At 67.3% G+C, this 26,129-nt stretch carries 18 protein-coding genes; 11 read left to right on the top strand and 7 right to left on the bottom strand.

The window, feature by feature from the left end:
* Positions 1 to 36: 36 nt before the first annotated feature.
* Positions 37 to 3,540: a chromosome segregation protein SMC gene (smc, locus tag IP90_RS07610; RefSeq protein ID WP_144899010.1), complete on the bottom strand. Its 3,504-nt coding sequence runs from the start codon at positions 3,538 to 3,540 to the stop codon at positions 37 to 39.
* 393 nt (positions 3,541 to 3,933) lie between these two features.
* Between smc and IP90_RS07605 the strand changes: the two genes are divergently transcribed.
* The 5 genes from IP90_RS07605 to IP90_RS07585 all read left to right on the top strand — a co-directional run bounded on the left by IP90_RS07605 (position 3,934) and on the right by IP90_RS07585 (position 10,542).
* The gene (locus IP90_RS07605) at positions 3,934 to 4,344 is read left to right on the top strand and encodes a GntR family transcriptional regulator (protein WP_144899009.1); all 411 of its coding nucleotides are present in this window, start codon (positions 3,934 to 3,936) and stop codon (positions 4,342 to 4,344) included.
* A 94-nt stretch (positions 4,345 to 4,438) separates the two neighbouring features.
* Positions 4,439 to 5,356 carry an ABC transporter ATP-binding protein gene (locus tag IP90_RS07600; RefSeq protein WP_144899008.1) on the top strand — a complete coding sequence of 306 codons (918 nt, stop codon included), beginning with the start codon at positions 4,439 to 4,441 and terminating at the stop codon, positions 5,354 to 5,356.
* Positions 5,357 to 5,378: 22 nt separating this feature from the next.
* Positions 5,379 to 7,199 (top strand): hypothetical protein, encoded by a 1,821-nt coding sequence (locus IP90_RS07595; protein WP_144899007.1) that lies wholly within the window; start codon positions 5,379 to 5,381, stop codon positions 7,197 to 7,199.
* A gap of 25 nt (positions 7,200 to 7,224) precedes the next feature.
* Positions 7,225 to 9,321 carry a S9 family peptidase gene (locus tag IP90_RS07590; protein WP_144899006.1) on the top strand — a complete coding sequence of 699 codons (2,097 nt, stop codon included), beginning with the start codon at positions 7,225 to 7,227 and terminating at the stop codon, positions 9,319 to 9,321.
* Positions 9,322 to 9,369: 48 nt separating this feature from the next.
* Positions 9,370 to 10,542 carry a mechanosensitive ion channel family protein gene (locus IP90_RS07585; protein WP_144899005.1) on the top strand — a complete coding sequence of 391 codons (1,173 nt, stop codon included), beginning with the start codon at positions 9,370 to 9,372 and terminating at the stop codon, positions 10,540 to 10,542.
* A gap of 54 nt (positions 10,543 to 10,596) precedes the next feature.
* Here the strand turns inward: IP90_RS07585 and IP90_RS07580 are convergent, their stop codons facing one another.
* A complete protein-coding gene (locus IP90_RS07580) occupies positions 10,597 to 11,682 on the bottom strand; it encodes an ABC transporter ATP-binding protein (protein WP_144899004.1) in 1,086 nt (361 codons plus the stop codon).
* A 190-nt stretch (positions 11,683 to 11,872) separates the two neighbouring features.
* Between IP90_RS07580 and IP90_RS07575 the strand changes: the two genes are divergently transcribed.
* The 6 genes from IP90_RS07575 to IP90_RS07550 all read left to right on the top strand — a co-directional run bounded on the left by IP90_RS07575 (position 11,873) and on the right by IP90_RS07550 (position 19,138).
* Positions 11,873 to 13,261 (top strand): GH1 family beta-glucosidase, encoded by a 1,389-nt coding sequence (locus tag IP90_RS07575; RefSeq protein ID WP_144899003.1) that lies wholly within the window; start codon positions 11,873 to 11,875, stop codon positions 13,259 to 13,261.
* A gap of 24 nt (positions 13,262 to 13,285) precedes the next feature.
* Positions 13,286 to 14,716, top strand: a complete 1,431-nt coding sequence (gene zwf, locus IP90_RS07570) for a glucose-6-phosphate dehydrogenase (protein WP_144899002.1) — start codon at positions 13,286 to 13,288, stop codon at positions 14,714 to 14,716.
* A complete protein-coding gene (gene glk / locus IP90_RS07565) occupies positions 14,713 to 15,732 on the top strand; it encodes a glucokinase (protein WP_199753440.1) in 1,020 nt (339 codons plus the stop codon). The genes zwf and glk overlap by 4 nt, the downstream gene beginning before the upstream one ends.
* Positions 15,732 to 16,478: a 6-phosphogluconolactonase gene (gene pgl, locus IP90_RS07560; RefSeq protein ID WP_144899000.1), complete on the top strand. Its 747-nt coding sequence runs from the start codon at positions 15,732 to 15,734 to the stop codon at positions 16,476 to 16,478. Before glk ends, pgl begins: the two co-directional genes overlap by 1 nt.
* A gap of 76 nt (positions 16,479 to 16,554) precedes the next feature.
* The gene (gene edd, locus IP90_RS07555; protein WP_144898999.1) at positions 16,555 to 18,468 is read left to right on the top strand and encodes a phosphogluconate dehydratase; all 1,914 of its coding nucleotides are present in this window, start codon (positions 16,555 to 16,557) and stop codon (positions 18,466 to 18,468) included.
* A 19-nt stretch (positions 18,469 to 18,487) separates the two neighbouring features.
* On the top strand, positions 18,488 to 19,138 hold the full coding sequence (locus IP90_RS07550) for a bifunctional 4-hydroxy-2-oxoglutarate aldolase/2-dehydro-3-deoxy-phosphogluconate aldolase (RefSeq protein ID WP_425477080.1): 651 nt from the start codon (positions 18,488 to 18,490) through the stop codon (positions 19,136 to 19,138).
* Between the two features lie 95 nt (positions 19,139 to 19,233).
* Here the strand turns inward: IP90_RS07550 and IP90_RS07545 are convergent, their stop codons facing one another.
* Genes IP90_RS07545 through IP90_RS07525 form a run of 5 tightly spaced genes read right to left on the bottom strand, consistent with a single transcriptional unit; the run spans position 19,234 to position 26,104 of the window.
* On the bottom strand, positions 19,234 to 19,920 hold the full coding sequence (locus IP90_RS07545) for a hypothetical protein (RefSeq protein ID WP_144898997.1): 687 nt from the start codon (positions 19,918 to 19,920) through the stop codon (positions 19,234 to 19,236).
* 46 nt (positions 19,921 to 19,966) lie between these two features.
* Positions 19,967 to 23,074, bottom strand: coding sequence for a discoidin domain-containing protein (locus IP90_RS07540; protein WP_144899248.1), 3,108 nt, complete (start codon positions 23,072 to 23,074; stop codon positions 19,967 to 19,969).
* Between the two features lie 59 nt (positions 23,075 to 23,133).
* A complete protein-coding gene (locus IP90_RS07535) occupies positions 23,134 to 23,970 on the bottom strand; it encodes a carbohydrate ABC transporter permease (protein WP_144898996.1) in 837 nt (278 codons plus the stop codon).
* Positions 23,967 to 24,851 (bottom strand): carbohydrate ABC transporter permease, encoded by an 885-nt coding sequence (locus IP90_RS07530; protein ID WP_144898995.1) that lies wholly within the window; start codon positions 24,849 to 24,851, stop codon positions 23,967 to 23,969. The genes IP90_RS07535 and IP90_RS07530 overlap by 4 nt, the downstream gene beginning before the upstream one ends.
* On the bottom strand, positions 24,848 to 26,104 hold the full coding sequence (locus tag IP90_RS07525) for a sugar ABC transporter substrate-binding protein (protein ID WP_144899247.1): 1,257 nt from the start codon (positions 26,102 to 26,104) through the stop codon (positions 24,848 to 24,850). The genes IP90_RS07530 and IP90_RS07525 overlap by 4 nt, the downstream gene beginning before the upstream one ends.
* Between the last annotated feature and the right edge of the window lie 25 nt (positions 26,105 to 26,129).

The following is a 26,129-nucleotide window of genomic DNA, read 5'->3' as shown; positions in this document are numbered from 1 at the left end:
GACGAATCACGTATCACGAATCACGAATCAGGAAACTCAAGCCGCCCCCGCCAGGCGCGCGGCTTCGGCCAGGTCGACCGACACCAGGCGGCTGACGCCGGGTTCACGCATGGTAACGCCGCTCAGCTGCTGGGCGGCTTCCATGGTGGCCTTGTTATGGGTCACGAACAGGAACTGCACGTGCTCGCTCATCTCGCTGACCAGCGCGGTGAAGCGGCCGACATTGGCTTCGTCCAGCGGCGCGTCGACCTCGTCCAGCAGGCAGAACGGCGCCGGGTTGAGCTGGAAGATCGCGAACACCAGCGCCACCGCGGTCATCGCCTTTTCGCCGCCGGACAGCAGCGTGATGTTGGATACGCGCTTGCCGGGCGGGCGCGCCATGATGGTCACGCCGGTGTCGAGCAGGTCCTCGCCGGTCAGTTCCAGGTAGGCGTGGCCGCCGCCGAACAGGCGCGGATACAGCGACTGCACGCCGGCGTTGACCCGGTCGAAGGTGTCCTTGAAGCGGCCGCGCGTCTCGCGATCGATCTTGCGGATCGCGTCTTCCAGCGTCTCCAGCGCCGAAGTCAGGTCGGCGTCCTGCGCGTCGAGGTATTCCTTGCGCTGCGCGGCTTCGGCGTGCTCGTGGATTGCGGCCAGGTTGACCGGTTCGAGTCGGCGCAGCTTGGCGTCGAAATCGGTGACCGCCTTTTCCCACACGCCGATGTCGGCATCGTCGGGAAGTTGCGAGACCACGTCGTCGAGCACGAAGCCGGAGGCGACGACCGCCTCCGACAGCTGCTCGGCCTTCAGCGCCAGCGCCTGCTGGTCGAGCTTGTGCTGCGAGATGGCCTCGCGCTGGGCGATGGCCTGCTCGTCGCGCTGATGGCGGGTCTGTTCGAAGCTGCGCAGTTCGTTGTCGATGCTTTCCAGGTCGATGCGCGCGGCGTTCAACGTCTTGTCGGCGAGCACGCGCTTTTCCAGCAGCGCCTGGCGCTCGATTTCCAGCGCCTTGACCGGGTCCTCGCCCTCGCCCATCTGCGCGGTCAGTTCGCCGAGGCGGCCATCGAGCTGGCCGCGCTGGCCGCCCATGCGGTCCAGCGCCTGCGTCAGCGCCAGCACCTGCGCGCGTTGCGATTCCAGGGTCAAGGCCAGCGCATGCGCGGCGTCGCGCGACTCGCGTGCGGAGCTGCGCGCGGCATCGCGGGTCTCGGCCAGACGCTGGCGTTCCTCGTCCAGCGCGCGGCGCGTGGCTTCGTACTGCGCCATGCGCGATATCGCGTCTTCCAGCTTGGCGCGCGCCTCTCGTGCTTGCTCGCGACTGGTTTCCAGCGTGGTGGCCAGTTGCGTGGTTTCGGCATCGATCTTCTCGATGCGCGCACGCGCCGAATCAAGCCGGCCCTGCTGGCTCTGCAGCTGGCCGGCGAGTTCGGACACGCCGCGATGCGCCATGTATGAGGCGCGCTGCGCGTCCTCGCGCTGCTGTTCGGCTGCCAGCAGGCGGTCGCGCCAGGCGACGATGCCGCGGTCGAGCTCGGCCTCGCGCTTCTGCAGCGCGTCGATCTCGGCGCGCAGCGTCTGGATTTCGCGTTCGCGCAGCAAGGCGCCCTGCTTGGCGGCGCCGGAACGCACCATCCGTACCCAGCCGGCGCCAAGCCGCTCGCCGTGGCGGGTGATCACCGACTCGCCTTCGCTCAGCCTCGGCAGCAACGCGCGTGCCGACGGCAGGTCTTCGGCCACGTGCAGCTTGGCCAACAGGCGACGGATCGCATCCGGACCGCGCACCAGCGCGGCCAGCGTGCCGGCGGGTGCGGCAAAACCTTCATCGGCCGGCGACACCAGCGTCAGGCGGCCTTCTGCCAGTTCGCCGAGCGCATCGACCAGCGCTTCCGGCGCCTCGACCAGCACGCCCTCGATCAATTGTCCGAGCGCGCCTTCGACGGCGTTTTCCCAGCCCGCTTCGACGACCAGTTTCTCGCCCACGCGCGCCGCCGAATCCAGGCCCTGCTTGCGCAGCCATTCGACCGCCGCACCCTGTTCCTGGCCCAGTGCAGCATGCTGCAATGTCTCCAGCGACGACAGGCGGCCGCGGCTGGTCTGCGCCTGCTTGCGTACCTCGGCCAGCTCCGCCTGTGCGGTGCGCTGCTGGTCCTGCAGTGCGGTCAGCGCCTGCTTGCGCGCTTCCACTTCCTGGTCGAGCGTGTCCAGCGAAGCCTTTTGTGCATCGTGCTGTGACTGGACCTGGGCGAACGAAGCGGCCAGCGCTTCCAGGTCCAGGCCACTACGTTCGTTGCCGAGGACTTCGCGGCGGCGGTCGGCGTCCAGCGCCTGGCGATCGAGATAATCGACACGCGTGCGTTCGACGTCGCCGGCGCGTGCGGCTTCGGACTGCTCGTGCGCATGCGCGTCCCAGCGCGACTGCCAGTCAGCCAGCGCCGCCTCGGCATCGCGCAACGCGTCCTGGCGGGCGCCGTCGTCCTGCTGCAGCTGCGCCAGCTGCGGCTCGACGTCGGCGATCGCCGCACGCAGCACGTCGAGCTTGGCCTGGTCGCCGCTGATGTGCTGGCCCAGTTCGGCCAGTGCAGCCTGCGCCTCGTCGCGTGCACGCTGCAGGCGCTGCGCCATTTCCTGCTGATGCTGTATCTGCTGTTCGATGCGCGCCAGGTTGCCGCCGACTTCATAACCCTCGGCCTGCGCCTTGTTCAGCGCCTCGGCGGCCTGCTCGCGACGCACGCGGCCGGTCTCCAGTTCGCGTTCGGCGCCGCGCTGTTCGGCGATCAGTTGCTGCAGCCGGGTTTCCTGCTGCGACAGCGCTTCGCGCCGCGCCTGCAGTTGCGCATCGAGGGTGCGGTATTCCAGCGCCTTCCATTCCGCGTCCTTAACCTTGCGTTCCGCCTGGATCGCCTGGTACTGCTCGGCCTGGCGTGCCTGGCGCTTGAGGTGGTCGAGCTGCTTGCCGACTTCCTCGCGCAGGTCGCTGAGGCGATCCAGGTTTTCGCGTGTGTGCCTGATCCGGGTCTCGGTCTCCTTGCGCCGTTCCTTGTACTTGGAGATGCCGGCGGCCTCCTCCAGGTACACGCGCAACTCCTCCGGGCGCGCCTCGATCACCTGCGAGATCATGCCCTGCTCGATGATCGAGTAGCTGCGCGGGCCGAGGCCGGTACCGAGGAACAGGTCGGTGATGTCGCGACGCCGGCACTTGCCGCCGTTGAGGTAGTAGTTGCTCTGGCCGTCGCGGCTGACGGTGCGCTTGACCGAGATCTCGTTGTAGGCCGCGTATTCGCCGGTGATGGTGTGGTCGGCGTTGTCGAAGATCAGCTCGACCATCGCCTGCGACACCGGCTTGCGCGAAGTCGAACCGGAGAAGATCACGTCGGTCAGCGAATCGCCACGCAGACGACTGGCAGCGCTCTCGCCCATGACCCAGCGGATCGCATCGATGATGTTGGACTTGCCGCAGCCATTCGGCCCGACCACGCCGGTCATGTTGGTCGGCAGGTGCAGGGTGGTCGGATCGACGAAGGATTTGAAACCGGACAGCTTGATCGTGGACAGGCGCATGCGGCGGTGTTTTCTCTCAGGCTCGATGCGTCCGCCGTGCCGCGCGCGCATCTGGATCAGGCATTGGATTGCGTATGGTCGCTATGTGATTGATTCATATAACGACAAACCGGCGAATTCGCCGGAGATGCACAGAGTATAGCGAGCCGGGCCATTCCCGCATCGCGGATCCCAGGCCCCGGCCGCAGCCCGGGTTTGCAGAGCCGGTGTTTGCCGCTGCCCGCGCCGCGCAGCCGCCGGCGCGCGGGCGCACTGGCCTCGAGGCACAAGGCTCCGCGCTGCTGATCCAGGATTCCATTCCTCTTTTTCGCGGTTCCGTCGCCGCGTGCTTGACAGATTCGATCTGTATGCACTGTACTGGTATTAATAGTACAGTTCGCAACAGGAGCAGGCATGGCCCGTACCCAGGCATTGATGATCCAGATCGCCACCGGCGACACACGCCCGATCAGCCGGCAGATCGTCGACGCGGTGCGCATGAAGATCGCCACCGCCGAACTCAGTCCCGGCGCCCAGTTGCCGAGCGTGCGCGGACTGGCGCAGCAGTTGACCATTAATCCGAACACCGTCGCCAAGGCCTATGCCGAACTCACTTCGGAAGGTTGGCTGGAGGCACGCCAGGGTCTGGGCCTGTACGTGGCGACGCCGCGCCAGCGCCTGAGCGACGACGAACGCGAACGACGCATGGACGAGGCAATCCAGCGCTTCGTCCACGAAGTGGCGGCGCTGGACTATCCACCCGATCGCGCACTGGCCCGGCTGGACCGCGAACTGCGCGTGCTGGCGCCAAAGAAAACCGCCTGACCACGATCTCCATCCCCAGTTGTCATCCAGAGCGCAGCGAGGGACCTGCTTGTCCCGCACCGCGATTCCATCATCGATTCCATTCGAGACCGCCATGAACGACCGTGCTTCCGAATACGTCATCGAGACCGAAGCGCTGAGCAAACGCTACGGCCGCAAGCTCGCCCTCGACCACCTCGACCTGCGCATCCCGCGCGGCCGCATTCACGCCATCGTCGGCGCCAACGGCGCCGGCAAGTCGACCCTGTTCCGGATCCTGCTCGGCTTCCTGCCGCAGAGCGCGGGCGAAGCGCGCATCCTCGGACGCGACAGCCAGCGGCTGGCGCCGCGGGACCGCGCACGCATCGGCTTCGTCAACGAGGAACACACCCTCCCCGGCTGGATGCGCGTGGCGGCGGTGACCGGCATGCATCGCCGCCAGTACCCGCGCTGGAACCAGGCCGCATTCGACGGCGTGCTCGGCCACTACCACGTGCTGCCGGAGCAGAAGGTGGGCCAGCTCTCGCGCGGCGAGCGCGCCGGTTTCAACCTCGCGCTGGCGCTGGCGCAGGGCCCGGAACTGCTGGTGCTGGACGAACCGACACTGGGCCTGGACGTGGTCGCCAAGCGCGCCTTCCTCGAATCGCTGATGTACAGCAATGCCGCCGACGAGTGCACGGTGATCTATTGCTCGCACCAGATGGAGGAGATCGAGCGCGTCGCCGACAACCTGATCATCCTCGAGCGCGGGCAGTTGAAGAACATGTCGGCGCCCGAGGATTTCTGCGCGCGCGTCAGCCACTGGATCGCCGACGTGCCGTTCAAGGGACCCGAGCCTGCAAGGGTGCCAGGCCTGCTGGAAGTGCAGCGTCTGGACGGCCTGCACCATTACCTGGTGCTGGACCAGGACGAGGATTTCGAACGCTTCCTGCGCGATTGCGGCGCACGCAGCGTGCAGTCGATGCCGGTCAGCCTGGACCGCGCCGTCAATGCCTTCCTTGCCAAGAACCACGCCGCGCCGGCCGCCGCCTGAGCGCGCGAACGAGGACACCAACATGATCGATCTGTTCAAGGGCGAGCTGCTGCGCTTCCGCTGGTGGGCGCTGGCCGCCGGCATCATCAACCTCGCCGCGCTGGGTTTCCTGAGCCGCATGGTGGACATGGCGCAGCAACCGCTGTTCGTCTACCAGGTCTTCGCCGCAGTGTATGCCGTGGCCGGCGCCTTGCTGGGCCTGTACCAGATGGGCACGTACCGCAAGCCGAACCAGTGGCTCAACCTGCTGCATAGCCCGCTGCACCGCCTGCACATCGCCGGCGCATTGACCGGCGCCGGCGCGTTGTTGCTACTGCTTGCAACGGCCTTGCCGATTGCGCTGGTCGCGATGTACCAGGAAACCATGACCGCGCGCGTGGTCGACCTGCGCCATTGGATGCTGCCGCTGGCGGCATGGCTGATCGCGGTGTCGGGCTACCTGGCCGGCGCCTACACGATGGTCGGCAACCGCCGCTATTCGTTCACGGCCTTCCTGTTGCCGAACCTGTTCCTGTACGCGCAGGCCTCGGGCGTCGCCATGCTGGGCGTGCAATGCGCGGTCATCGCCTTCCTCGCGGTGCTGCTGGCGATCGCGTTCAAGCCGGATCCGGCCGTGCCGCCGCGCAAGCCCGCCGCGGTGCTGGCGGTCGCGCTGCCAGTGCAGCTGGGTGCGTATTTCCTGCTCTGGATGCTGGGCTTCGGCGTCGAACTGGCGTGGACAATCACCGGCACGCACCCGCTCAACGCGCACACGCCGCCGAAGGGCGGGTACATCGAAGCCGACCGCGCCGAAGGCAAGGACATGCTCCTGCTCGGCATCGAAAACAGCCGCGACCCGGAAGCCGCGCTGTGGCGCGAGCAGGTCGCCCTGTCCGACGTGTACACGACCTACCCGCTGCGCAACCTGCCGGTGCGCAACAGCATGACCAATCTGTCGCCGCTGGAACTGGGCGACGACGAGAACAACCTGTGGATGGTGTTCAGCCACGATCGCGAGCGTTTCGTCACCCGTGGCCTGCGCGACCAGCGCCGGATCGGTGAAATGGGCGTGGGCGAGGAGCAGGCCGCATTCCCGGCGCCGACCATGCCATACGGCGCGACCTACCTGTACAACGCGCATGCGGCCTACCAGTACGACAGCGAACAGCAGCGGATGTTCGAACGCTTCCGCCTGCCAGCGGGTGAAGTGATGGCCAGCCCGCCCGAGCCGGCCGGCGACAACATCGTGGTGCTCAGCGACCGCGCCGCCTATTTCTACCCCGGCCGCGAGGCGATGAACGGACTCGACCTGCTGCGGCCGGTGATGCGGGTGGCGATGCCCGGCCCGGTCGGCAACCTCAGTCGGGTTGACGTGATCGAACTGCTGGACGGCTACCTGGTGTCCTACACCTATACCTGGGGCGTGTGGAGCGGCGAACTGCAGAATCCGTTCCAGCAGGTGCTGCGCGTGGCCGGCAACGGTCATGCGCGGGAAGTCGCGCGCCGCGCCCTGTCGATCGACCTGCCGTCCATCTATACCAACCGCAACACCTGGCTGTCGCCGGTGCTGCGCGTGATCTGCCTGGGCGCGCAAGACCTGTTCGCGGCGAAGGATCCGCTGCGTGCCAAGCCCGAGCCCGTGCCGTCGCAAGTGCTGTGGCTGGCCGGCGCGTGCAGCCTGCTGGCGCTGCTTGGCGCGGTATGGCTGACCGGTCGGCAAGTGCATTCGCCGCGCGGCCGCTGGACCTGGGTCGTGCTGTGCGGGATCGTCGGACTGCCGGCGCTGGCCAGCCTGTGGCTGCTGTATCCGCGGCGCGAAACGCTCGCGGAAACCGTACTGCCGGCACAGCCGGCCGCCGCCTGAGCCGGAACGGACGAGAGGATCGACGATGACGATGTTCCGGACCCTGTACGGCATGCTGGCGCTGTGCACGCTGCTGCTCGCACCGCGCACCTTGCCGGCGCAGGCAGCCGAAAGCCTGCGCACTGCTGAAGGCACGCAACGCGCACTGCCCCGTGCCCCGCGCCTGCCGCGCACGGCTTTTCTCGAAAACCGCACGCTGGTGGCCGCGCAGCTTTCGCCCGCCGGCGATGCGGTGGCCTACTTGCGCGAAAAGAAGGACTCGCGTGGCTTGTGGCTGCTGCCGGCAGGTGGCGGCAATGCACGCATGCTGGTGGGCAGTACCCAGGCCGACCAGTTGATGTGGTCGCGCGATGGCCGCTGGCTGTTCCTGCGCGCGTCGCGCGTGCTGAGCATCGTCGGTGTCGACGGCCGTACCGGTGTACGCGTGCCGCTGGGTGGCACCGAACGGCGCCGAGTGATGAAGCTCGACACGTCGCAGCCGGCCGCCGTACTGCTGGGCGAACGCGTGCGCGCCGGTACCGGCGAACGTTGGCGCATCGTGCGCATGGACGCGCGCGGCCAGCGCACACTGCTGCGCGAAGACGCGCACTGGATCCACGATGTCGCGCTCGACGCGCAGGGCCGCATCGTTGCGCTGGCGCGTTTCGAAGGCGACCACGACGCGCTGTACCGCGTGCGTCCCGACGGGACGTTGCGCGAAGTGCTGCGCCTGCGGCCCATGGATCGGCTGGACCTGCTGGGAATGCAGGCCGATGGCAGCCTGCTGATGGCGGGAAATCCGGGCGGAAATTTCCGCCGTGTGATGCGCCTGGATGCGAACGACAGGTTGCAGACCTTGCACCAGGACCCTCGCGGCGAAGCCGACCTCGATGAGGTCGTGATCGATCCGCGCACGCAACAGCCGCTGGCGGCGAGTTACCGCAGCACCGTCGCCGCGACCTACGGGATCGGCGATGCACAGGCCGTGGTGGCGGACATCGCACGCAAGCTCCCCGATCGCGATATCGGCCTGCAGGCCGGCAGCGGCCCCTACGCGCGCTGGCTGGTGAGCGAGCGTGCGCCGACATTGCGCGACCCGCGCTGGTACCTTTACGACCCGCGCAATGGAAATCTGCGCCGCATCCTCGACGATCCCGGCATCACCGCGAATGCACCGAAGGAAGCCACGCTGGCGCCCAAGATCGCCATTGACTACACCGCCTCCGACGGCATGCGCGTGCATGGCTTCCTGCTGCTGCCACCGGGCGTGGATCCGGCGCGCGCGCCGTTGGTCGCGCAAGTGCACGGCGGGCCGATCAATCACTTCCGCGCCGGTTACGACGGCATCGCCCAGTTCCTCGCCAACCGCGGCTACGTGGTGTTCCAGTCGAACTTCCGCGGCTCCACCGGCCACGGTCGCAGCTACACCTTCGCGTCGAATGGCGACTACGGCAACGGTCGCGTGCAGCAGGACATCGTCGAAGGCGTGCGCTGGCTATTGGCCCAGGGCATCGGCGATGCGGACCGCGTCGGCATCGTCGGCCATTCCTTCGGCGGTTACTCGACGTTGTTGGGCCTGACCTTCCAGCCAGAACTGTTCAAGGTCGGCGTGGCCGGCGCGCCGCCGGCGGACCTGGGCTGGTCGATGCGCTGGCTGGTAGAGGCCGGCGACCAGGGCGACCTGCCCGACCGCTCACTGCGGCATACCTTGCAGGCCTTGTCACTGGATGCAACCGACCGCGCGACGTACACGCGCTTGCATGCGCAGTCGCCGCTGGTCAACGCCGGGAAACTGCAGCGCCCACTGGTCATCATTGCCGGTGGCGCAGACCGCACGGTGGCGATCCGCGAAGTGATCCACTACACCGCGACGCTGAAGGCACTGGGGCGACCGCTGACCTTGCTGGTGGAACCAGGCGGCGCGCATTCGCCGGTCGACCCGATTCCGCGCGAGGCCTACATCTTCGCGATGGAAACCATGCTGCAACGCCACCTCGGCAGCCCGGCGCCGGAACCTCCGGGCCAGCGCCTGCGTGCCTACCTGCGCGAGAACCTGCGCCTGGCCGGGCCCGAATTCGCGGAATTCTCCTCGCATCAGCGCCGCAACCCATTGCTCACCGACAACAGCGACGCGCAGGAGTGAGCTGACGCTTCGACATGTCGTGCACGGTACCCGCGCGAACATGACGACATGACCAGCGATTTCTGGCAGAACGCAGCGGCCGCATGGCCGCTGCCGGTCGCGTTGCTCCTGGGCTTCCTCGCATACCGGATCCTGCTGGCGGTGGAGCGGCGGGCGCGATTGCACGCGGCAACGCGGATGCGGGCGCGCATCGCGCAGGTGGTCGCGATGCCTGCCGCGCTCGGCCTGTGCCTGCTCTTCCTCGGCATCGCGGTCGGCGCCACGCCCCTTCCCGACAACGTGTCGGCCGAAGCCAGGCACTGGCTGGGCATCGGCAGCCTGCTGTGCCTGACCTGGCTCGCCGTACGCACGGTCGGCGCGGTGGAGCAGCGCATCATGCGCGAGAACCCGGTCGAGGTCGCCGACAACCTCGCCGCACGACGCGTGCAGACGCAGGTGCGGGTGCTGGGCCACATCGTCCGCGGCGGCATCGTGCTGGTCGGATTGTCGATCGCCCTGATGACCTTCCCGCAGATCCGCCAGGTCGGCACCACGCTGCTCGCTTCGGCCGGTGTCATCGGCCTGGTCGCCGGCATCGCCGCCAAGCCGGTGTTCGGCAACCTGATCGCCGGCCTGCAGATCGCGATCACGCAGCCGATCCGCATGGACGACGTGGTGATCGTCGAAGGCGAATGGGGTCGCATCGACGAGATCACCAGCGCCTACGTGGTGGTGCGCATCTGGGATGAGCGTCGGCTGGTGGTGCCGCTGCAATGGTTCATCGAGCATCCGTTCGAGAACTGGACGCGGACCACGGCGCAACTGCTCGGCACGTCGTTCCTGTGGCTGGACTACCGCACGCCTATGGCGGAAGTACGCACCGAACTGGAACGGATCTGCCGCAACGACCCGCGCTGGGACGGACGCGTCTGCGTGGCGCAGGTCACCGATACCGACTCGTCCAGCATCCAGGTGCGGCTGCTGGTGAGCGCGCGCAATTCCGGCGACCTGTTCGACCTGCGCTGCGCCGTGCGCGAACAGATGATCGACTATCTCAACGCATCGCATGCCGACGCGCTGCCGCGGCTGCGGGTGAACCTGGCGCGCGAGGACAGGGAGGTCGACGCCACAACAAGGCCCGCACAGGCGCGGCAGGCCACGGCATCGCCGGGAGCGGAAGACGTCAACGAAGCGGACCGGGCGGCCATGCAGGCAGCGGCCGATGCCTCGAAAAAATCGTAGCGATGCCTGCTGCGATTCAGTACGCGCCGCGACTCTTCGGGAAGACGGCGCACGTCACGCCAGCGTCGCGCCACTGGCTGCATCGAAGAAGTGAGCCCGCTCGCCAGCGATCGTGATCGCCAAAGGTTTGCCGCGCTCGGGCAATACGTGCGGGTCGAAGCGCGCGACCAGTGCCTGCCGGCCCAGCCGCAGGTTGACGAATACTTCGCTGCCGACCGGCTCGACCACCTCGACCTCGGCTTCGAACGCACCCGCCGCACCGTCCGCGGCAGGACGCAGGTGCTCCGGTCGCACGCCCACGACGATGTCGCGTCCAAGCCATTCCTCGCGCACGTTCACACCGTCCAGCGGCACGCCGAGGCCATCTTCCAGCTGCAGGACAACGCCATCGCCGCGCGCCAGGCGTCCGCGCAACACGTTCATCGCCGGACTGCCGAGGAAGGTCGCCACGAACAGGTTGGCCGGTCTTTCGTATAGCGCCATCGGCGTGTCGATCTGCTGGATCTCGCCCCGGTCGAGCACCACGATGCGCTGGCCCAGCGTCATCGCCTCGATCTGGTCGTGGGTCACGTACACCATGGTCGCGCCGAGCTGCCGATGCAGTCGCGCGATCTCGACGCGCATCGACAGGCGCAGTTTGGCATCGAGGTTGGACAGCGGCTCGTCGAGCAGGAATACCTGCGGATGACGCACCAGCGCACGCCCCAGCGCGACGCGCTGGCGCTGGCCGCCGGACAGCACCGCGGGCTTGCGGTCGAGCAGCGCATCCAGCTCCAGCGTCTTCGCCGCCTCGGCCACGCGCGTGGCGATCGCGGCCTTGTCATGGCCACGCAGCTTCAGGCCGAAGGCGAGGTTTTCCGCGACGGTCATGTGTGGATACAGCGCGTAACTCTGGAACACCATCGCGATGTCGCGATCCTTCGGTGCCACGTCGTTGACCACGCGCCCACCGATGCTCAACGTGCCGGAGGTGATCGATTCCAGTCCAGCGATCATCCGCAACAGCGTCGACTTGCCGCAGCCCGAGGGCCCGACCAGCACCAGCAACTCGCCGTCGGCGATCTCGAAACTGGCGCCGGCGACACCGACGAAACCGTTCGGGTAAACCTTGCGCACCTGGTCTAGCTGGACACTGGCCATCCGCTCTCCGGCTGCTGGTGGTCGGGCCGGCGTCGCCGGAATTGGCGATCGGCCTGGCTGCATACGATTGCATACCGCCCAATCCATACGGTCACGCCATTACACTGGCCCGACGCTTGCGGTATTCTGCCATGTAATCGATTACATGCCTGCCCTGCCGGCATCCCAGTCACCGAACAAGGAACATGCGATGAGCCCACCGCTTGCCGCCGCAAGGCAATTTCCCGCAGGTTTCCTGTGGGGCTCGGCCACTGCCGCGCACCAGATCGAAGGATCGCCGATGGCCGACGGCGCCGGCCCCAGCATCTGGACGCGTTTCGCGCACACGCCGGGCATGACCTTGAACGGCGACACCGGCGACGTCGCCTGCGACCACTATCGGCGCTGGAAGGAAGACGTCGCGATCATGCGCGAACTGGGCATGCAGGCGTATCGCTTCAGCGTGTCGTGGTCGCGGATCCTGCCCGAGGGTACCGGCCGGGTGAACCAAGCCGGGCTGGATTTCTATTCGCGGCTGGTCGACGAACTGCTGGCCAACGGCATCGAGCCGCTGCTGACGCTGTACCACTGGGACATGCCGGCAGCGCTCGACGACCGCGGCGGCTGGCTCAACCGCGACTGCGCCGACTGGTTCGCCGAATACGGCAGCGTGATGTATCGCGCGCTCGACGGCCGAGTGAAGAAGTGGGTGACGCTCAACGAGCCGTGGGTGATCACCGATGGCGGTTACCTGCATGGCGCGCTCGCGCCGGGGCATCGCAGCCGCTTCGAGGCGCCGATCGCCTCGCACAACCTGATGCGTGCGCACGGCGCCGCCGTCCAGGCGTACCGCGCCGAAGGCAAGCACGAGATCGGCCTGGTGGTGAACATCGAACCGAAGTACGCCGCTTCCGATTCGGCGGAAGACCAGGCCGCGGTGCGTCGCGCCGACGCCTACATGAATCGCCAGTACCTCGACCCCGCGCTGCTCGGCAGTTACCCGGATGAAATGAAGGAGATCTTCGGCGAGGCGTGGCCGGACTGGCCGGCCGCGGATTTTGACCTGATCAGACAACCGCTGGACTTCATCGGCATCAACTACTACACGCGCAACGTCACGCAGGCCAACGAAAGCTGGCCGTTGCGCGCCGGACCGGTCAAACAGCCGCTCGGCACGTACACGGAAACTGGCTGGGAAGTATTCCCACAGGGACTGACCGACCTTTTGGTCTGGGCAAAAAACCGCTACGGCAACATTCCGACCTACATCACCGAGAACGGCGCCGCGTTCTTCGATCCGCCGGTCGCCGATACCGAGCCATCGGGAGCACGCCGCATCCGCGACCCGCTGCGCATCGATTACCTGCGCAAGCACCTGTCCGCGATCCACGACGCCATTGCCGCCGGATGCGACATCCGCGGCTACATGGTGTGGTCGCTGCTGGACAATCTGGAATGGTCGCTGGGATACTCCAAGCGCTTCGGCATCGTGCATGTCAACTACGGCACGCAGGAGCGTACGCCGAAGGACAGTGCCCGCTATTACAGCAAGGTCATCGCCAGCAACGGCGGTGTACTGGCCGACCCCTTGCCCTACTGACACACGGAGTTCCAGAAGCGCGCCATGCACGACACCCTGTTGCTGTTCGGCGCCACTGGCGACCTCTCGCAGCGTTACCTGTTCCCGTCGCTGCAACACCTGCTGCGCGACCGCCTGCTGCCACCGGATTTCCGCGTGGTCGCGATCGGCCGCAGCGAGCACGACGACGGCGGTTTCCAGGCCTGGCTGCGAGAACGCATCGACACGCCCGATGCGCGCGACGCGGCGGCGCTGGACGACCTGCTGCGACGCACCCATTACATCGCGCTGGACCTGGGCGACGAACAGGCGATGGTCGCGGCACTGTCGCCGTACGCGGACCGTCCCAGCGTCAGCTACCTGGCCACGCCGCCGGACCTGTTCGTGCCGGCCTGCCGTGGACTGAAGGCCGCCGGGCTGCTGGAGGACCCATCGCGGCTGGTGCTGGAAAAACCGATCGGCCGCGACCTGGCCAGCGCGCACGAGATCAACACCGCGCTCAAGGACTGCCTCGACGAGTCGCGCATCTTCCGCATCGACCATTACCTGGGCAAGGCGCCGGTGCAGAACCTGCTGGCGCTGCGCTTCGGCAACACGCTGATGGAGGCGGTTTGGCACAACCGCTGGATCGAATCGGTCGACATCCTGGTCGCCGAGACCGCCGGCGTCGACGGCCGCGAAGGCTATTACGCGCACTACGGCGCGCTGCGCGACATGGTGCAGAACCACATGCTGCAGCTGCTGGCTCTGATCGCGATGGAACCGCCGTCGATGCTGGATGCCGACAGCATCCGCGACGAGAAGCGCAAGGTGCTGCGCTCGCTGCGACCGATGAGCGTGGCCGACGTGGCCGGCAACAGCGTGCGCGGGCGCTATGCCGACGGCGTGGTCGACGGCGCGGCCGTGCGCGGCTTCAGGCACGACAGCGACGTCGAGACCTTCGTCGCGCTGCGTGCGCACATCGACAACTGGCGCTGGGCCGGCGTGCCGTTCCGGCTGGTCACCGGCAAGCGCATGCCGTCGCGCACCACCGAGGTCGTGGTCACCTTCAAGCCGGTGTCGCACTGGGTGTTCGAACGTCCAAGCCGTGAGCGCGCACGCTCCAACCGCCTGCGCATGCGCCTGCAGCCGGAAGAAACCATCGAACTGGGGCTGATGGGCAGCCTGGCCGCGCCGGAATGGGGTGCGACCGAACTGCAGCCTATGTCGCTGGACCTGTCGATGTCGCCTTCGCCCAAGCGCCGCATCGCCTACGAGCGCTTGCTGGTCGACGCGTTGAAAGGCGACCAGACGCTGTTCGTGCGCGACGACGAAGTCGAGGCTGCATGGCAGTGGATCGACAGCATCAGCAATGCCTGGCAAGGCGCGAACACGCCGGTGCAATCCTATCCGGCCGGTTCCTGGGGACCGACCGAGGCGGCGGCGTTCCTGCCGGCCACGCTGTCGGGCAACGGGCACGGGAAGAAGCCGTCTTGAGCGACCCCGGCGCCCGCGTGCTGCTGGCCGACATCGGCGGCACCAACGCGCGCTTCGCGTTGGCCGACACCCGTGCGGCGATGCCGCTGATCCTCGACAGCGTGCGCGAATTCGCCGTCGCCGATTTCCCGTCGCTGGGCGATGCCGCCCGCCACTACCTCGACACCATCGCACCGACGCCACATGACGATGCCGGCATCGATCGCGGCGTGTTCGCCGTCGCCGGTCGCGTCGAGGGCGACCAGGCACGCATCACCAACCATCCCTGGGTGATCTCGCGCAGCCGCGTACAGGCCGCGCTAGGCTTCGACGAACTGCTGCTGATCAACGACTTCGCCGCGCAGGCGATGGCGATCCTGCTGTTCGATGCGGATGCGGTGGTTCCGGTCGGCGGCGCGGCCGCGCCGGTACGCACCGCGGGCGATCGCACCTACGCCGTGCTCGGCCCAGGCACCGGCCTTGGCGTGGGCGCACTGATCGTGCGCGACGGGCGCGCCTACCCGCTGGAGACCGAAGGCGGCCATGTCAGTTTCCCGCCCGGCACGCCGGAGGAAATCGCCATCCTCGAGCGCCTGTCGGCGCAGTTCGGGCGCGTGTCCAACGAGCGGCTGGTCTGCGGACCCGGCCTGGTCAACATCCATCGCGCGCTGAGCGAGATCGCCGGCGAGGATCCCGGGCCGATGCGGCCGGCGGACATCACCGCACGCGCCGCGGAAGGCGATGTGCGCTGCATGCGCACGATCGATGTGTTCTGCGCGGTGTTCGGCGCGATCGCCGGCGACCTCGTACTCACCACCGGCGCGTGGGATGGCGTCTACCTGACCGGTGGACTGGTGCCGAGGATGCTGCACGCGCTGCAGCATTCCGGCTTCCGCCAGCGCTTCGAGCACAAGGGACGGTTTTCGTCCAACATGGCTGCCGTACCCACGCTTGCGGTGGTGCATCCGCAGCCGGGGCTGCTCGGCGCCGCCGCACTGGCGCTGCAATCCGCCACTCCTTCCGCCACGCGCAACTGATGCCGCTCCAGACGCCGCCCACTGCCGACGACGATCCGCTTTCGCCGCGGCGCGTCCAGTTCCATGCGCATGTCGATGCCGACGCGTGGGCGTGGTCCTGCGCAGTCGCACTGACCGGCATCCTGCGGCGCGACATCGCCGAACGCGGGCTGGCGCGCCTGCTGCTTTCCGGCGGCACCACGCCGGCACCGGTGTATCGCGCGTTGTCGAAGGCCCCGATCGAGTGGGACAAGGTCGAAGTGGCGCTGGTCGACGAGCGCTGGCTGCAGCCAGACGATCCGGACAGCAATGCGCGCCTGGTGCGCGAAACGCTGCTGCAGAACCGCGCCAAGGCGGCGCATTTCGAACCCATTACACGCGTCGGCCGCACGCTCGAGGAATCGGTCGCCAGCGCCAACGCGCATGCGCGCCGTCCGGCCAGCGTCGCGGTGCTGGGCATGGGCGAAGACGGCCATACCGCATCGCTGTTTTCCGGCGCGCGCGACCTGCCGCGTGCCCTGGCCAGCAAATCCGATTACGTCGCCTTCGACGCCAGCGGCTGCGCCGGCGCGGGCGCCTGGCCATTGCGCATTTCGTTGACGCCGACCGGCCTGTCGAAAGCACGCGAACGCATGCTGCTGATCCGCGGCGAAGCCAAGCGCCGCCTGCTGGACCGCGCGCTGGACAGCAACGACGCCACCCTTATGCCGGTGCGCGTAGCCTTCAGCACGCCCGGTGCGGCGCTGCAGATCCACTGGTGTCCCTGAGCCGTCGGGCGGGCCACGGCCCGTGTCCTGAAATCCACCCCGGCGGGCGAACCCCCGCCCTACTTCGACCCTACCCATGACCTTGCACCCTGTTCTGCACGAAGTCACCGAACGCATCCGCCAGCGCAGCCGCGGATCGCGCGCCGCGTACCTGGCCGGCATCGAGGCGATGCGCGTTGCCGGACCGATGCGCGGCCATGCGACCTGCGGCAACCTCGCCCATGCGATGGCCGCGAGCGGCGCGGTCGACAAGGCGCGCCTGCGCGCCGACGTGGTGCCCAACCTGGGCATCATCACCGCGTACAACGACGTGCTGTCGGCACACGAGCCTTACCAGGACTATCCGAAACTGATCCGCGACATCGCGCGCGAAGCCGGTGCGACCGCGCAGGTCGCCGGCGGCGTTCCGGCGATGTGCGACGGCGTCACCCAGGGTCGCGCCGGCATGGATCTGTCGCTGTTCTCGCGCGACGTGATCGCACAGGCGACCGCGATCGGCCTGAGCCATGACGTGTTCGATGCCGCGCTGCTGTTGGGCATCTGCGACAAGATCGTGCCGGGCCTGCTGATCGGCGCGCTCGCGTTCGGACACCTGCCGGCGGTGTTCGTGCCCGGCGGCCCGATGACGCCCGGCATTCCCAACAAGCTCAAGGCCGAGATCCGCGAACGCTATGCGGCAGGCGAAGCAACCCGCGACGAACTGCTGGAAGCCGAAGCCGGCTCGTACCACGCGTCGGGCACCTGCACCTTCTACGGCACCGCCAATTCCAACCAGGTGCTGCTGGAAGCGATGGGCGTGCAGATGCCGGGCAGCGCCTTCATCAATCCCGGCACGCCACTGCGCGATGCGTTGACGCGCGAAGCCGTGCAACGTGCGCTGGCGATCACCGCGCTCGGCGACGACTATCGCCCGCTCGGACATCTCATCGACGAACGCGCCATCGTCAACGCGGTGGTCGCGCTGATGGCCACCGGCGGCTCGACCAACCACACCATCCACTGGGTCGCGGTGGCGCGCGCGGCCGGCATCATGCTGACCTGGGACGACATCGATGCGCTGGCGCATGCGATCCCGCTGCTGGCGCGGGTCTATCCGAACGGCGAAGCCGACGTGAACCGCTTCGCAGCCGCCGGCGGGCAGCAGTATGTGTTCCGCGAACTGCTCGATGCCGGGCTCATGTACGACCTGCCCACCCTCGTTGCCGGCGGCATGGCCGAGTACACGAAGGAGCCGCGCCTGGTCGACGGCCGCCTCGCCTACCTGGATGGTGCGCGCGACAGCGGCGACGAACAGGTCGTGCGCCCGGTGTCGGCGCCGTTCGAAGCGCACGGTGGCCTGCGCCTGCTGCGCGGCAACCTCGGCCGTTCGCTGATGAAAGTGTCGGCCGTCAAGCCGGAATACCGCGTCATCGAAGCGCCGGCGGTGGTGGTCGACGCGCCGCAGGTGCTGAACAAGCTGCATGCAGCGGGCGTGCTGCCGCGCGATTTCGTCGCGGTCGTGCGCTACAACGGCCCGCGCGCCAACGGCATGCCGGAAATGCATTCGCTGACGCCGCTGCTGGGCATGCTGCAGAACCAGGGCCGCCGCGTGGCGCTGGTCACCGATGGCCGCCTGTCCGGCGCGTCGGGCAAGATTCCCGCCGCCATCCACGTCACGCCCGAGGCCGCGCGTGGCGGCCCGATCGGCAAGGTGCGCGAAGGCGACTTGATCCGCCTGGACGGCGAGAACGGCACGCTCGAAGTGCTGGTCGGCGCCGAAGAATGGGCCGCGCGCGCGATCGCGCCCAACACCACGCCGTCTGCGCACGACGTCGGTCGCAACCTGTTCGCGGTCAATCGCGAAGTGGTCGGCCACGCCGACCAGGGCGCGCTGTCGATTTCCTGCGGCCCGCCCTCGCCGGAGGGCCACGCCTGGGATTACGACGCCGAATACGAACTGGGTGGCGGCCGCGATGCAGCGCTCGCACCGCATACCGAACGCGACTACTGAACCTCATACGGAGCTACACGTGATCGAACTCCAGAACCGCGCCGAACGAATGCTACGCCGGGCCGGCATCCTGCCGGTGGTAACCGTCGACAGCCTCGACCAGGCGCACAGGCTCGCCGACGCACTGCTCGCCGGCGGTCTGACCGCGATCGAACTGACCCTGCGCACGCCGGTGGCGCTGGACGCGCTGGCAGCGCTGAAGAAAGCACTGCCCGACATCGTGATCGGCGCCGGCACGGTGCTGGGCACGGATCAGATCCGGCAATCGATCGATGCCGGCGCCGACTTCCTGGTCACGCCCGGCACACCGCCGGCGCTGGCCGATGCGCTGGCGCAGGCGCCGATTCCCGTCGTTCCCGGCGCGGCCACGCCGACCGAACTGCTGTCGCTGATGGCCCGCGGCTTCCGCGTGTGCAAGCTGTTCCCGGCCACCGCGGTCGGCGGCCTCGCCATGCTCAAGGGCCTGGCCGGCCCGTTGGCGGACCTGAAACTCTGCCCCACCGGCGGCATCACCGAGGACAACGCGGCTGACTATCTGGCGCAGCCCAATGTCGTCTGCATCGGCGGCTCGTGGATGGTGGCGAAGGCGTGGCTGGAAGCCGGCGACTACGCCAAGGTCCGGGATTCGGCAGCGCAGGCCGCTGCGATCGTGCGGGCACGCGGCGCCTGATCCGTGTCGGAATGTGTTTGCGCGTGGCGTTCTCGTGGAGCCCGCCAGATCGCCTTGAAGTCATTCATGACAAGGAGACAAGAGTCGGACTGACGCTACGAATTCATCCGCAACGCCAGCGCATAACCGTTGCGCTTCCACAACCACGCCTGCGCCACGAACCATGCCGCCTGCAGCAGGCCCAGCTGCCATTCCAGCGCGTTCTCCAGGCGGTCCTGAAGGTCGGTGCTGCCAAGCACCGCCTTTGCCACCGTGTTCGCCAAGCCCAACGCCAGCATCAACACGCAGATCGCCAGCAGGATGACGCTCAACCCGTTCGGCGCCAGACTGCGCCGGCGCAACTGGCGCAGGAACACCAGCTGCGCCAGATAGCTGCTGCCGAAATAGATCACCACGCCGTAGCGACGCAGCACGCGATAGACGTCGCCATCGGTGCCAAGAAAAGTGGCGTATACCGCCAATGCCGACGCCGCAATCACGCCGAGCGGCAGCAGGCTACGTCCGCCGCCGTCGTCCCGTGGCGCCAACCTCAGCCAGCGCCGCGTCAACCACCAGTGCAGTCCCTGCAGCAAGGCACACGGCAGTATCAGCAAGCGGAACAGGTGGTTGCCTGCACCTTGCCGCGCGGCCCGGCTGATCGAAGTGCAACCGTCCCAGTACGGCAGGCAATACGGTATGTAGCCGGCCTGCACCGACAAGGCCCAGGCCAGGTGCGCCGCGACGAACAGCAGCGCGGCCACGGCAAGCGGCAATGACCACAGGGGTACGGCGCTGCGATCCACGTCCTGTTCCTCAGTTGCATCCGATGGGCAATACGCCCGGCGACGCCTATCTGATCTCCACTTTCGCCGGCAACGCGCGGATCCGCAATTCGCCATCCTGCCATTGCGCCGGTTGTCCGTTGATCGTCGCCGCGCCTGGCTTGCCCGGATACGGCCATGGCAACACCAGCCCGCCGTCCGGCAGTTCAAGGCCTTCGGCGATGTCGAGTTTCAGCACGCCATTCTCGCGGCGCAGCGAATAGCCGAGCAGCCCATGCGCCGTGCGCAGGCCGCGGATGGCAATGCCCTCGCCGTCCAGCCAGTCGACCGGCACGCCCGCCGCCAGCACGATGCTGTCGTCGATCTCGCGCACGTAGGCGAACATGTCCAGCGCCGAACGCACGAAGTCCGATGCCACCCATGCATGCGGCAGGTCGCCGACGAAGAACGGCTTGCGCCGCTCGCGCGCGACGACCTCCGCCCACTGGTTCCAGGCCGCAGGCTCGCGATCGGCGAAAAAGAAATCCACGGCTTTCTGCGCACGTTCGCGCCAGCCCAGCCGCACGAAGGCACCGACGTTGCGCCATTCGTAGGGCGTGTAGGCGTCCCATTGCTTGCGACCGTCGCGACGTTGTTCGAACTCACGCCAGTAACGCTCGAACGTGTTGACCAGCAACTCGCGCGGCAGCCTGCCCTGCTCACCGCCCGGCGCCAGCGCGATGGTGGTCGAAGTGGCGTCGAAATCGCCAAGTTCGGCCGCACCCGGCAGGTAGTCGATGCCATGCCGGCGCGCCGCGGCATGCAGCGATGCGTCCAGGTCCGCGCGGAACTGGTCGCGGGCGGCGGCGAAGCGCTTCGCCTCGTCGTCCTTTCCCAGCCACTGCGCGACGGCCACCGCGTCCTTATAGCCGCGCAGCGCCCAGAAGTTGTCCCAGTACGAATGCACCGGCTTGGCCGAATAGCCTTCGTGGCTGATCGACACCGGCATCATCCCGTAGAACGCCGGATTCTTCGCGCGATTGGCCTCGGTGCGCTCGCTCAGGCGCAGCTTTTCCATGTATTCGAAGGCGCCAAGCACGTGCGGCCACATCTTCGCGAGGAAAGCACGATCGCCGTCGTAGCGGTACAGCTCGGCGATGTTGAAGATCAGTTCGCCGTGACTGTCGTTCTCCGGCACCGGATCGCTGCCGCGACGGTCGACGCAGCACGGCACCATCCCGTCCTTGAACTGGAACGGCGCGTACCACGCGACGTACTCGCGCACCGCATCCTCGCGGCCCATGCGCAGCAGGCCTTCGGAGATCATCGCGCCATCGCGGATCCAGCTGCGCGAATACGAGCGCGTGCCCGGCTGCAGGCTCGGGCCGATGCGCGAGATCAGCATGTGCGCGGTCGCGGTACGCACGGTATCGACCAGCGACTGGCCCTGCTTCGGCACATCGATGCGCACCTGGTCCAGCTTGTCGCGCCACTGCGCCGCCACCGTTTGCTGCAGCGCATCGGCATTGGCCACATGGGCGATGCCTGCAGCGCTGCCGGTCATCGGAACCAGCAGGTCGACCTGCCGCCATTCGCCGGGTTCCAGCCGCATGCGGTACAGCATCGCGCCCGAAGCCAGGCCGGTGGCATCGTCGACGCGCTTCGTCTCAGGCACGACGCCTTCGGCGAGGTGCGATACCGCCATGCCTGCGTCAAACGCGCTGGCGAAGCTGGCGTCGGGCGACTGGCTGGCGAACACGCGCGGCTGTCCGGCGACCGAGACGACGCCATCGTCGAAGGCCAGCTGCTCGATGCGGCTGACGCCTCCGACCGTGCTGAGGAACTGGGTCGGCGGATTCACCTGGAACGGCCGCACGGCCAGAGCCAGGGTGTAATCGCGCGCCGTCGTGCCCATGTTGACCAGGCGGTAGCGCGCCACCAGTTGCGATTCTTCCGGATCGCCATGGACGAACGCGGTTGTCTGCAACCCGAACAGTTCGTGTTTCCAGCTGACCGTGGGAATCGGCAGATAACCGTCCTGCAAGGATTGCGTGGTTTCGACATCGGCCCAGGTCACCAGCACGTCGTCGGCGATCACGAACGGCTCGATGCTGAAGCCGCCGCGGCCGACCTCGATCGCGCCATCCTCGCCGATCAGACCCTGCTCGGTGCCACCATCGACACCAACGATGGTCCAATACGGCTGCTCGCCGACGAAGCCGCGCGGGAACCAGCCTCGCGGCGCATCCTTGGCTACGGAACGGATGAAATCGTTCGGCGTCGCCGCGAAATCCAGCGATTTCAGCTGCGCCTCCGACAGGCCGAAGGTATCGTGCGGCCCGTCTCCAAGCCGCAGTCGGAGATAGCGCGTCTCCGATTCGGGTAGTGCCAGGTGGTCGATGCCACCATTGCCGCCGATCACCATGCGCGCCTGGCGCCAATGTTCGCCGTCGTCGGACAACTGCAGCAGGTAGTCGGTGGCGTACTCGCGCGGATGCCATCGCAACACCAGGCCACCGAATTCGCGCGGCTTGCCCAGGTCCAGCGTCAGATGCGCGCCTGGAGCCGCGGCGAAATCCGCATGCCACGCGGTGGACGGATCGCCATCCACTGCCATCGCCGCGTTCGACGCGCCGTTGGCGACCGACGCAGTCGCGGTAGCTTTCAGTGGTGAATGGTCCTCCGGCGGCAACGGCGTGAATGACAACTCGTCGAAGCAGACCGAGCCGCGGCCGCCCTCGTTGTTGTAGACGACGAATTCGAGCTTGGCGCTGCGCCGCAGCGTCTTGTCCGGGTCCGGCCCCCAGGCCTTGCCGATGTGCCGCTTCTTGTAACGCACCGGCGTCCATTGGTTCGGATACTCGTAGGCGGGTCGATTGACCCACCAGACGTTGTCGCCACTGGCGTCGATTACTTTGAACTGCAGGTCGTTCTTCGGCGATTCGCCGCGCAGCTGGAAAGTGAACTGGTAGTTGTCCGGATAGTCGAGCGGCAGTTCGCGCTGGAAGCCGGCATGACCGGACACGCCGTTGAAGTCGTAGTCCAGGCACAGCGCCTTGCCGGAAACGCCTTCTACCTGGCGAAGCTTGCCGGTGACCTGGTTGGAGGTGACGACTTTCCAGGCGCCCGCGTCCTCGAAATCGTCGAGCACGCGCGGCGCAACCTGCGCGTCGACAACCGGCGATGCCATCAACATCAACATGGCGGCTATACCGCCGGCGCTGTGCCTTGAAAGCAGGCAAGCCAAAGACCGATTCAACCCTTTACGCTCCCTAGCAGCAAACCCTGGATGTAGTAACGCTGCAGCAGCAGGAACACCGCCAGCACCGGCAGCACGGTCAGTACCGCGCCGGCCATCATCATCTCCACGTCCTGCACGTACTCGCGCGACAGCGAGGCCAGCGCCACCGGCAGCGTGTAGTGCTCCTGGTCGGTCAGCACGATCAGCGGCCACATGAAGTCGTTCCACGCCGCCATGAAGGTAAAGATCGACAGCGTCACCAGCACCGGCTTGAGCATCGGCAGTACGATCTGGAAAAAGATGCGCAGTTCGCTGGCGCCATCGATGCGCGCCGCCTCCAGCAGCTCGTCCGGGATCGAGCGCGCGTACTGGCGTACCAGGAAGATGCCGAACACCGTCGCCAGCGCCGGCACGACCACGCCGCCGAAGCTGTTGACCAGGTGCAGCTGCTTCATCATCAGGAACAGCGGCAGCATCGCCACCTGCGCCGGGATCACCAGCGCCGCCAACAGCAATTGGAAAACCCGGTCACGCCCGGCAAAGCGCAGCTTGGCGAAGGCGTAGCCGGCCATCGTGTTGACCAGCAGCGACAGGCCGGTGATGGCGATCGAGACGATCAGGCTGTTGACGAAGCTGCGCGCCATCGTGGTGCGCTCGAACAGTTCGTGATAGTTAGCGAGCGTGGCCACCGAAGGCAGCAGCGGTGGCGGGAAATGGCCGGCCTCGCCACGCGGCATGAACGACGCCGACACCATCCACGCCAGCGGCGCCAGGCTGACCAGCGCCACCAGCACCAGCGCGGCATTGACCGCGAATGCGGTAAAGCGCGATTCGCCTACCTGGCGGCTCATACCAGTTCCTTCCTGCGCCCCAGGCGCAGCAGCAGCGTGGTCACCGCCAGGATGATCAGGAACAGCAGGAACGCTACTGCCGAAGCGCGGCCCAGGTTCCACCAGCGGAAGCCTTCCTCGAACATGAAGTACAGCACGCTGACCGTGCTCTGCAGCGGATCGCCCCGGGTCATCACGTAAGGCTCGGCGAACAGCTGGAAATAGCCGGAGATCGTGATCACGCCGACCACCAGCAGCACCGGCCCGAGCATCGGCAGGGTGATGTGCAGGAACTGCCGCCACCTCGATGCGCCGTCGATGCGCGCCGCCTCGTACAGGTCCTGCGGGATCGCCTGCAGGCCGGCGATGAAGATCACCATGTTGTAGCCGAAGTTCTTCCATACCGCGAGCAGGATGATGGTCGGCATCGCCCACGTCGGGTCACCCAGCCAGTCGATCGGCGCGATGCCGAAATGCCCCAGCACCCAGTTCACCAGACCGTAACTGGTATGGAACAGGTAACGCCAGACCACCGCCACCGCGACCAGTGTCGTCACCACCGGCGCGAACAGCGCCGTGCGGAACAACGCCTTGGCGCGCGCCACTGGCGCGTTGAGCAGCATCGCGGTCGACAGCGATACCGCGATCGACAGCGGCACGCCGACCACGACGAAGTAACTCGTGTTGGCCAGCGACTTCCAGAACATCGGCGTCTGCAGCAGGTCGAGGTAGTTGCCGAAACCGACGAAGCGCAGGTTGCCGATGTCGGCCAGCGCATACAGGTCGAAATCGGTCAGGCTCAGCAGCAGCGCCGCCAGCACCGGCAGGCCGAAGAACACGCCGAGCACGATCAGCGCAGGGCCCGCGAATATCCAGCCGGCGAGGTGGGGCCGAAACCTCATCGCGACGCCTCGCGCTGGTCGCGTGCCAGCATCCAGCGCCGCTTCGCGAGGATCTCGTCGACGCGCCGGTTGAGTTCGCGCAGCGCCTGGTCCTGCGAAACTCCACCACGCACCACGCGCTCACTGGCCAGGCGCATCTCCTGCGCGATGCGTTCCCATTCCAGCACCTTGGGCGTCGGCTTGACGCGTTCCAGCTGGTCGCGGAAGGCGCGTGCATAGGCATCCTGCACCAGCGCCGGATGCTGCCAGGTACTGCGCCGCGGCGGCAAATTGCCCATCGCGGCATGAAAGCGTTGCTGGATGTCGGGGCGCGACATGAACTCGACCAGCTTCCAGGATTCTTCCTTGTGCTTCGACGAGCGGAACAGCACCAGGCTGGCGCCGCCAGCGATGCCCGCGCCCGGGCCATCCGGCCCCGGCAACGGCGCCGTCATCCACGCATTCTCCAGCCCTGCCGGCTCGCGCTTGCGGAACTCGCGGATGTTCCAGGGACCCGACACGTAGAAGGTGAAGAAGCCGTTGAAGAACTCGTCCCAGACGTTCGAGATCTGCGTCTCCGACATCTGCGGTGCCCAGCCCTGCTCGAACATGCTGACGTAGAACGCCAGTGCGCGCCGGAACCCGGGGCTCTCGAAATTGCCTCGCGTGTCGTTGTCGCGCAGCAGCGGATCGTCCTGCTGCAGGGCCAGCGACAACAGTTGCTCGTACTCGTTGAGCGGCAGCATGATTGCGTAGCGTTGCGGCCCGACCTCGCGCTTGACCGCAGCCATCGCCCGTTCCCATTCCGGCCACGACGCCGGCGGCTTGTCGAAGCCGGCCTTGGCCAGCAGGTCACTCCGGTAGAAATTCAGGCGCGTATCGACGTACCACGGCACGCCGAGCAGGCGGCCGTCGATGAGATTGGTATCCCAGATGCCCGGGAAATAGTCATCCTCCTCGACCACTGGCGAAGCATCGACGCGCGACTGCAGCGGTTCCAGCGTATCCAGCGCGGCGAATTCCGGAATCCAGGTGTTGCCGAGCTGGCAGATGTCCGGCAGGCCGTCGGCGGCGAATGCAGTCAGCAGTTTCTCGTGCGCGGCCGTCATCGGAATCTGCTGCACATCGACGCGGATACCGGGATTCTCGCGATGGAAATCCTTCACCAGCTCGCGCGCCACTTCGGCTTCGCGGCCCATTGCCCAGAAGCGGATCGTGGTGACGCCGGTTTCACCAACGCAGCCCGCGCACAACAGCGCGACGAGTACGAGCATCAGCTTCGGCAGGGAGACTTTCATT

Source organism: Luteimonas cucumeris (assembly GCF_007830035.1).
GTDB lineage: Bacteria > Pseudomonadota > Gammaproteobacteria > Xanthomonadales > Xanthomonadaceae > Luteimonas_C > Luteimonas_C cucumeris.
The sequence above is the reverse complement of the archived record's forward strand: the minus strand, read 5'-3'. Positions and strand labels throughout refer to the sequence as shown.

Excerpts from the sequence above, each read along its gene's own strand:
- smc (WP_144899010.1), bottom strand. The coding sequence starts at position 3,540 with ATGCGCCTGTCCACGATCAAGCTGTCCGGTTTCAAATCCTTCGTCGAT.
- IP90_RS07605 (WP_144899009.1), top strand. The coding sequence starts at position 3,934 with ATGGCCCGTACCCAGGCATTGATGATCCAGATCGCCACCGGCGACACA.
- IP90_RS07600 (WP_144899008.1), top strand. The coding sequence starts at position 4,439 with ATGAACGACCGTGCTTCCGAATACGTCATCGAGACCGAAGCGCTGAGC.
- IP90_RS07595 (WP_144899007.1), top strand. The coding sequence starts at position 5,379 with ATGATCGATCTGTTCAAGGGCGAGCTGCTGCGCTTCCGCTGGTGGGCG.
- IP90_RS07590 (WP_144899006.1), top strand. The coding sequence starts at position 7,225 with ATGACGATGTTCCGGACCCTGTACGGCATGCTGGCGCTGTGCACGCTG.
- IP90_RS07585 (WP_144899005.1), top strand. The coding sequence starts at position 9,370 with ATGACCAGCGATTTCTGGCAGAACGCAGCGGCCGCATGGCCGCTGCCG.
- IP90_RS07580 (WP_144899004.1), bottom strand. The coding sequence starts at position 11,682 with ATGGCCAGTGTCCAGCTAGACCAGGTGCGCAAGGTTTACCCGAACGGT.
- IP90_RS07575 (WP_144899003.1), top strand. The coding sequence starts at position 11,873 with ATGAGCCCACCGCTTGCCGCCGCAAGGCAATTTCCCGCAGGTTTCCTG.
- zwf (WP_144899002.1), top strand. The coding sequence starts at position 13,286 with ATGCACGACACCCTGTTGCTGTTCGGCGCCACTGGCGACCTCTCGCAG.
- pgl (WP_144899000.1), top strand. The coding sequence starts at position 15,732 with ATGCCGCTCCAGACGCCGCCCACTGCCGACGACGATCCGCTTTCGCCG.
- edd (WP_144898999.1), top strand. The coding sequence starts at position 16,555 with ATGACCTTGCACCCTGTTCTGCACGAAGTCACCGAACGCATCCGCCAG.
- IP90_RS07540 (WP_144899248.1), bottom strand. The coding sequence starts at position 23,074 with ATGTTGATGGCATCGCCGGTTGTCGACGCGCAGGTTGCGCCGCGCGTG.
- IP90_RS07535 (WP_144898996.1), bottom strand. The coding sequence starts at position 23,970 with ATGAGCCGCCAGGTAGGCGAATCGCGCTTTACCGCATTCGCGGTCAAT.
- IP90_RS07530 (WP_144898995.1), bottom strand. The coding sequence starts at position 24,851 with ATGAGGTTTCGGCCCCACCTCGCCGGCTGGATATTCGCGGGCCCTGCG.
- IP90_RS07525 (WP_144899247.1), bottom strand. The coding sequence starts at position 26,104 with ATGCTCGTACTCGTCGCGCTGTTGTGCGCGGGCTGCGTTGGTGAAACC.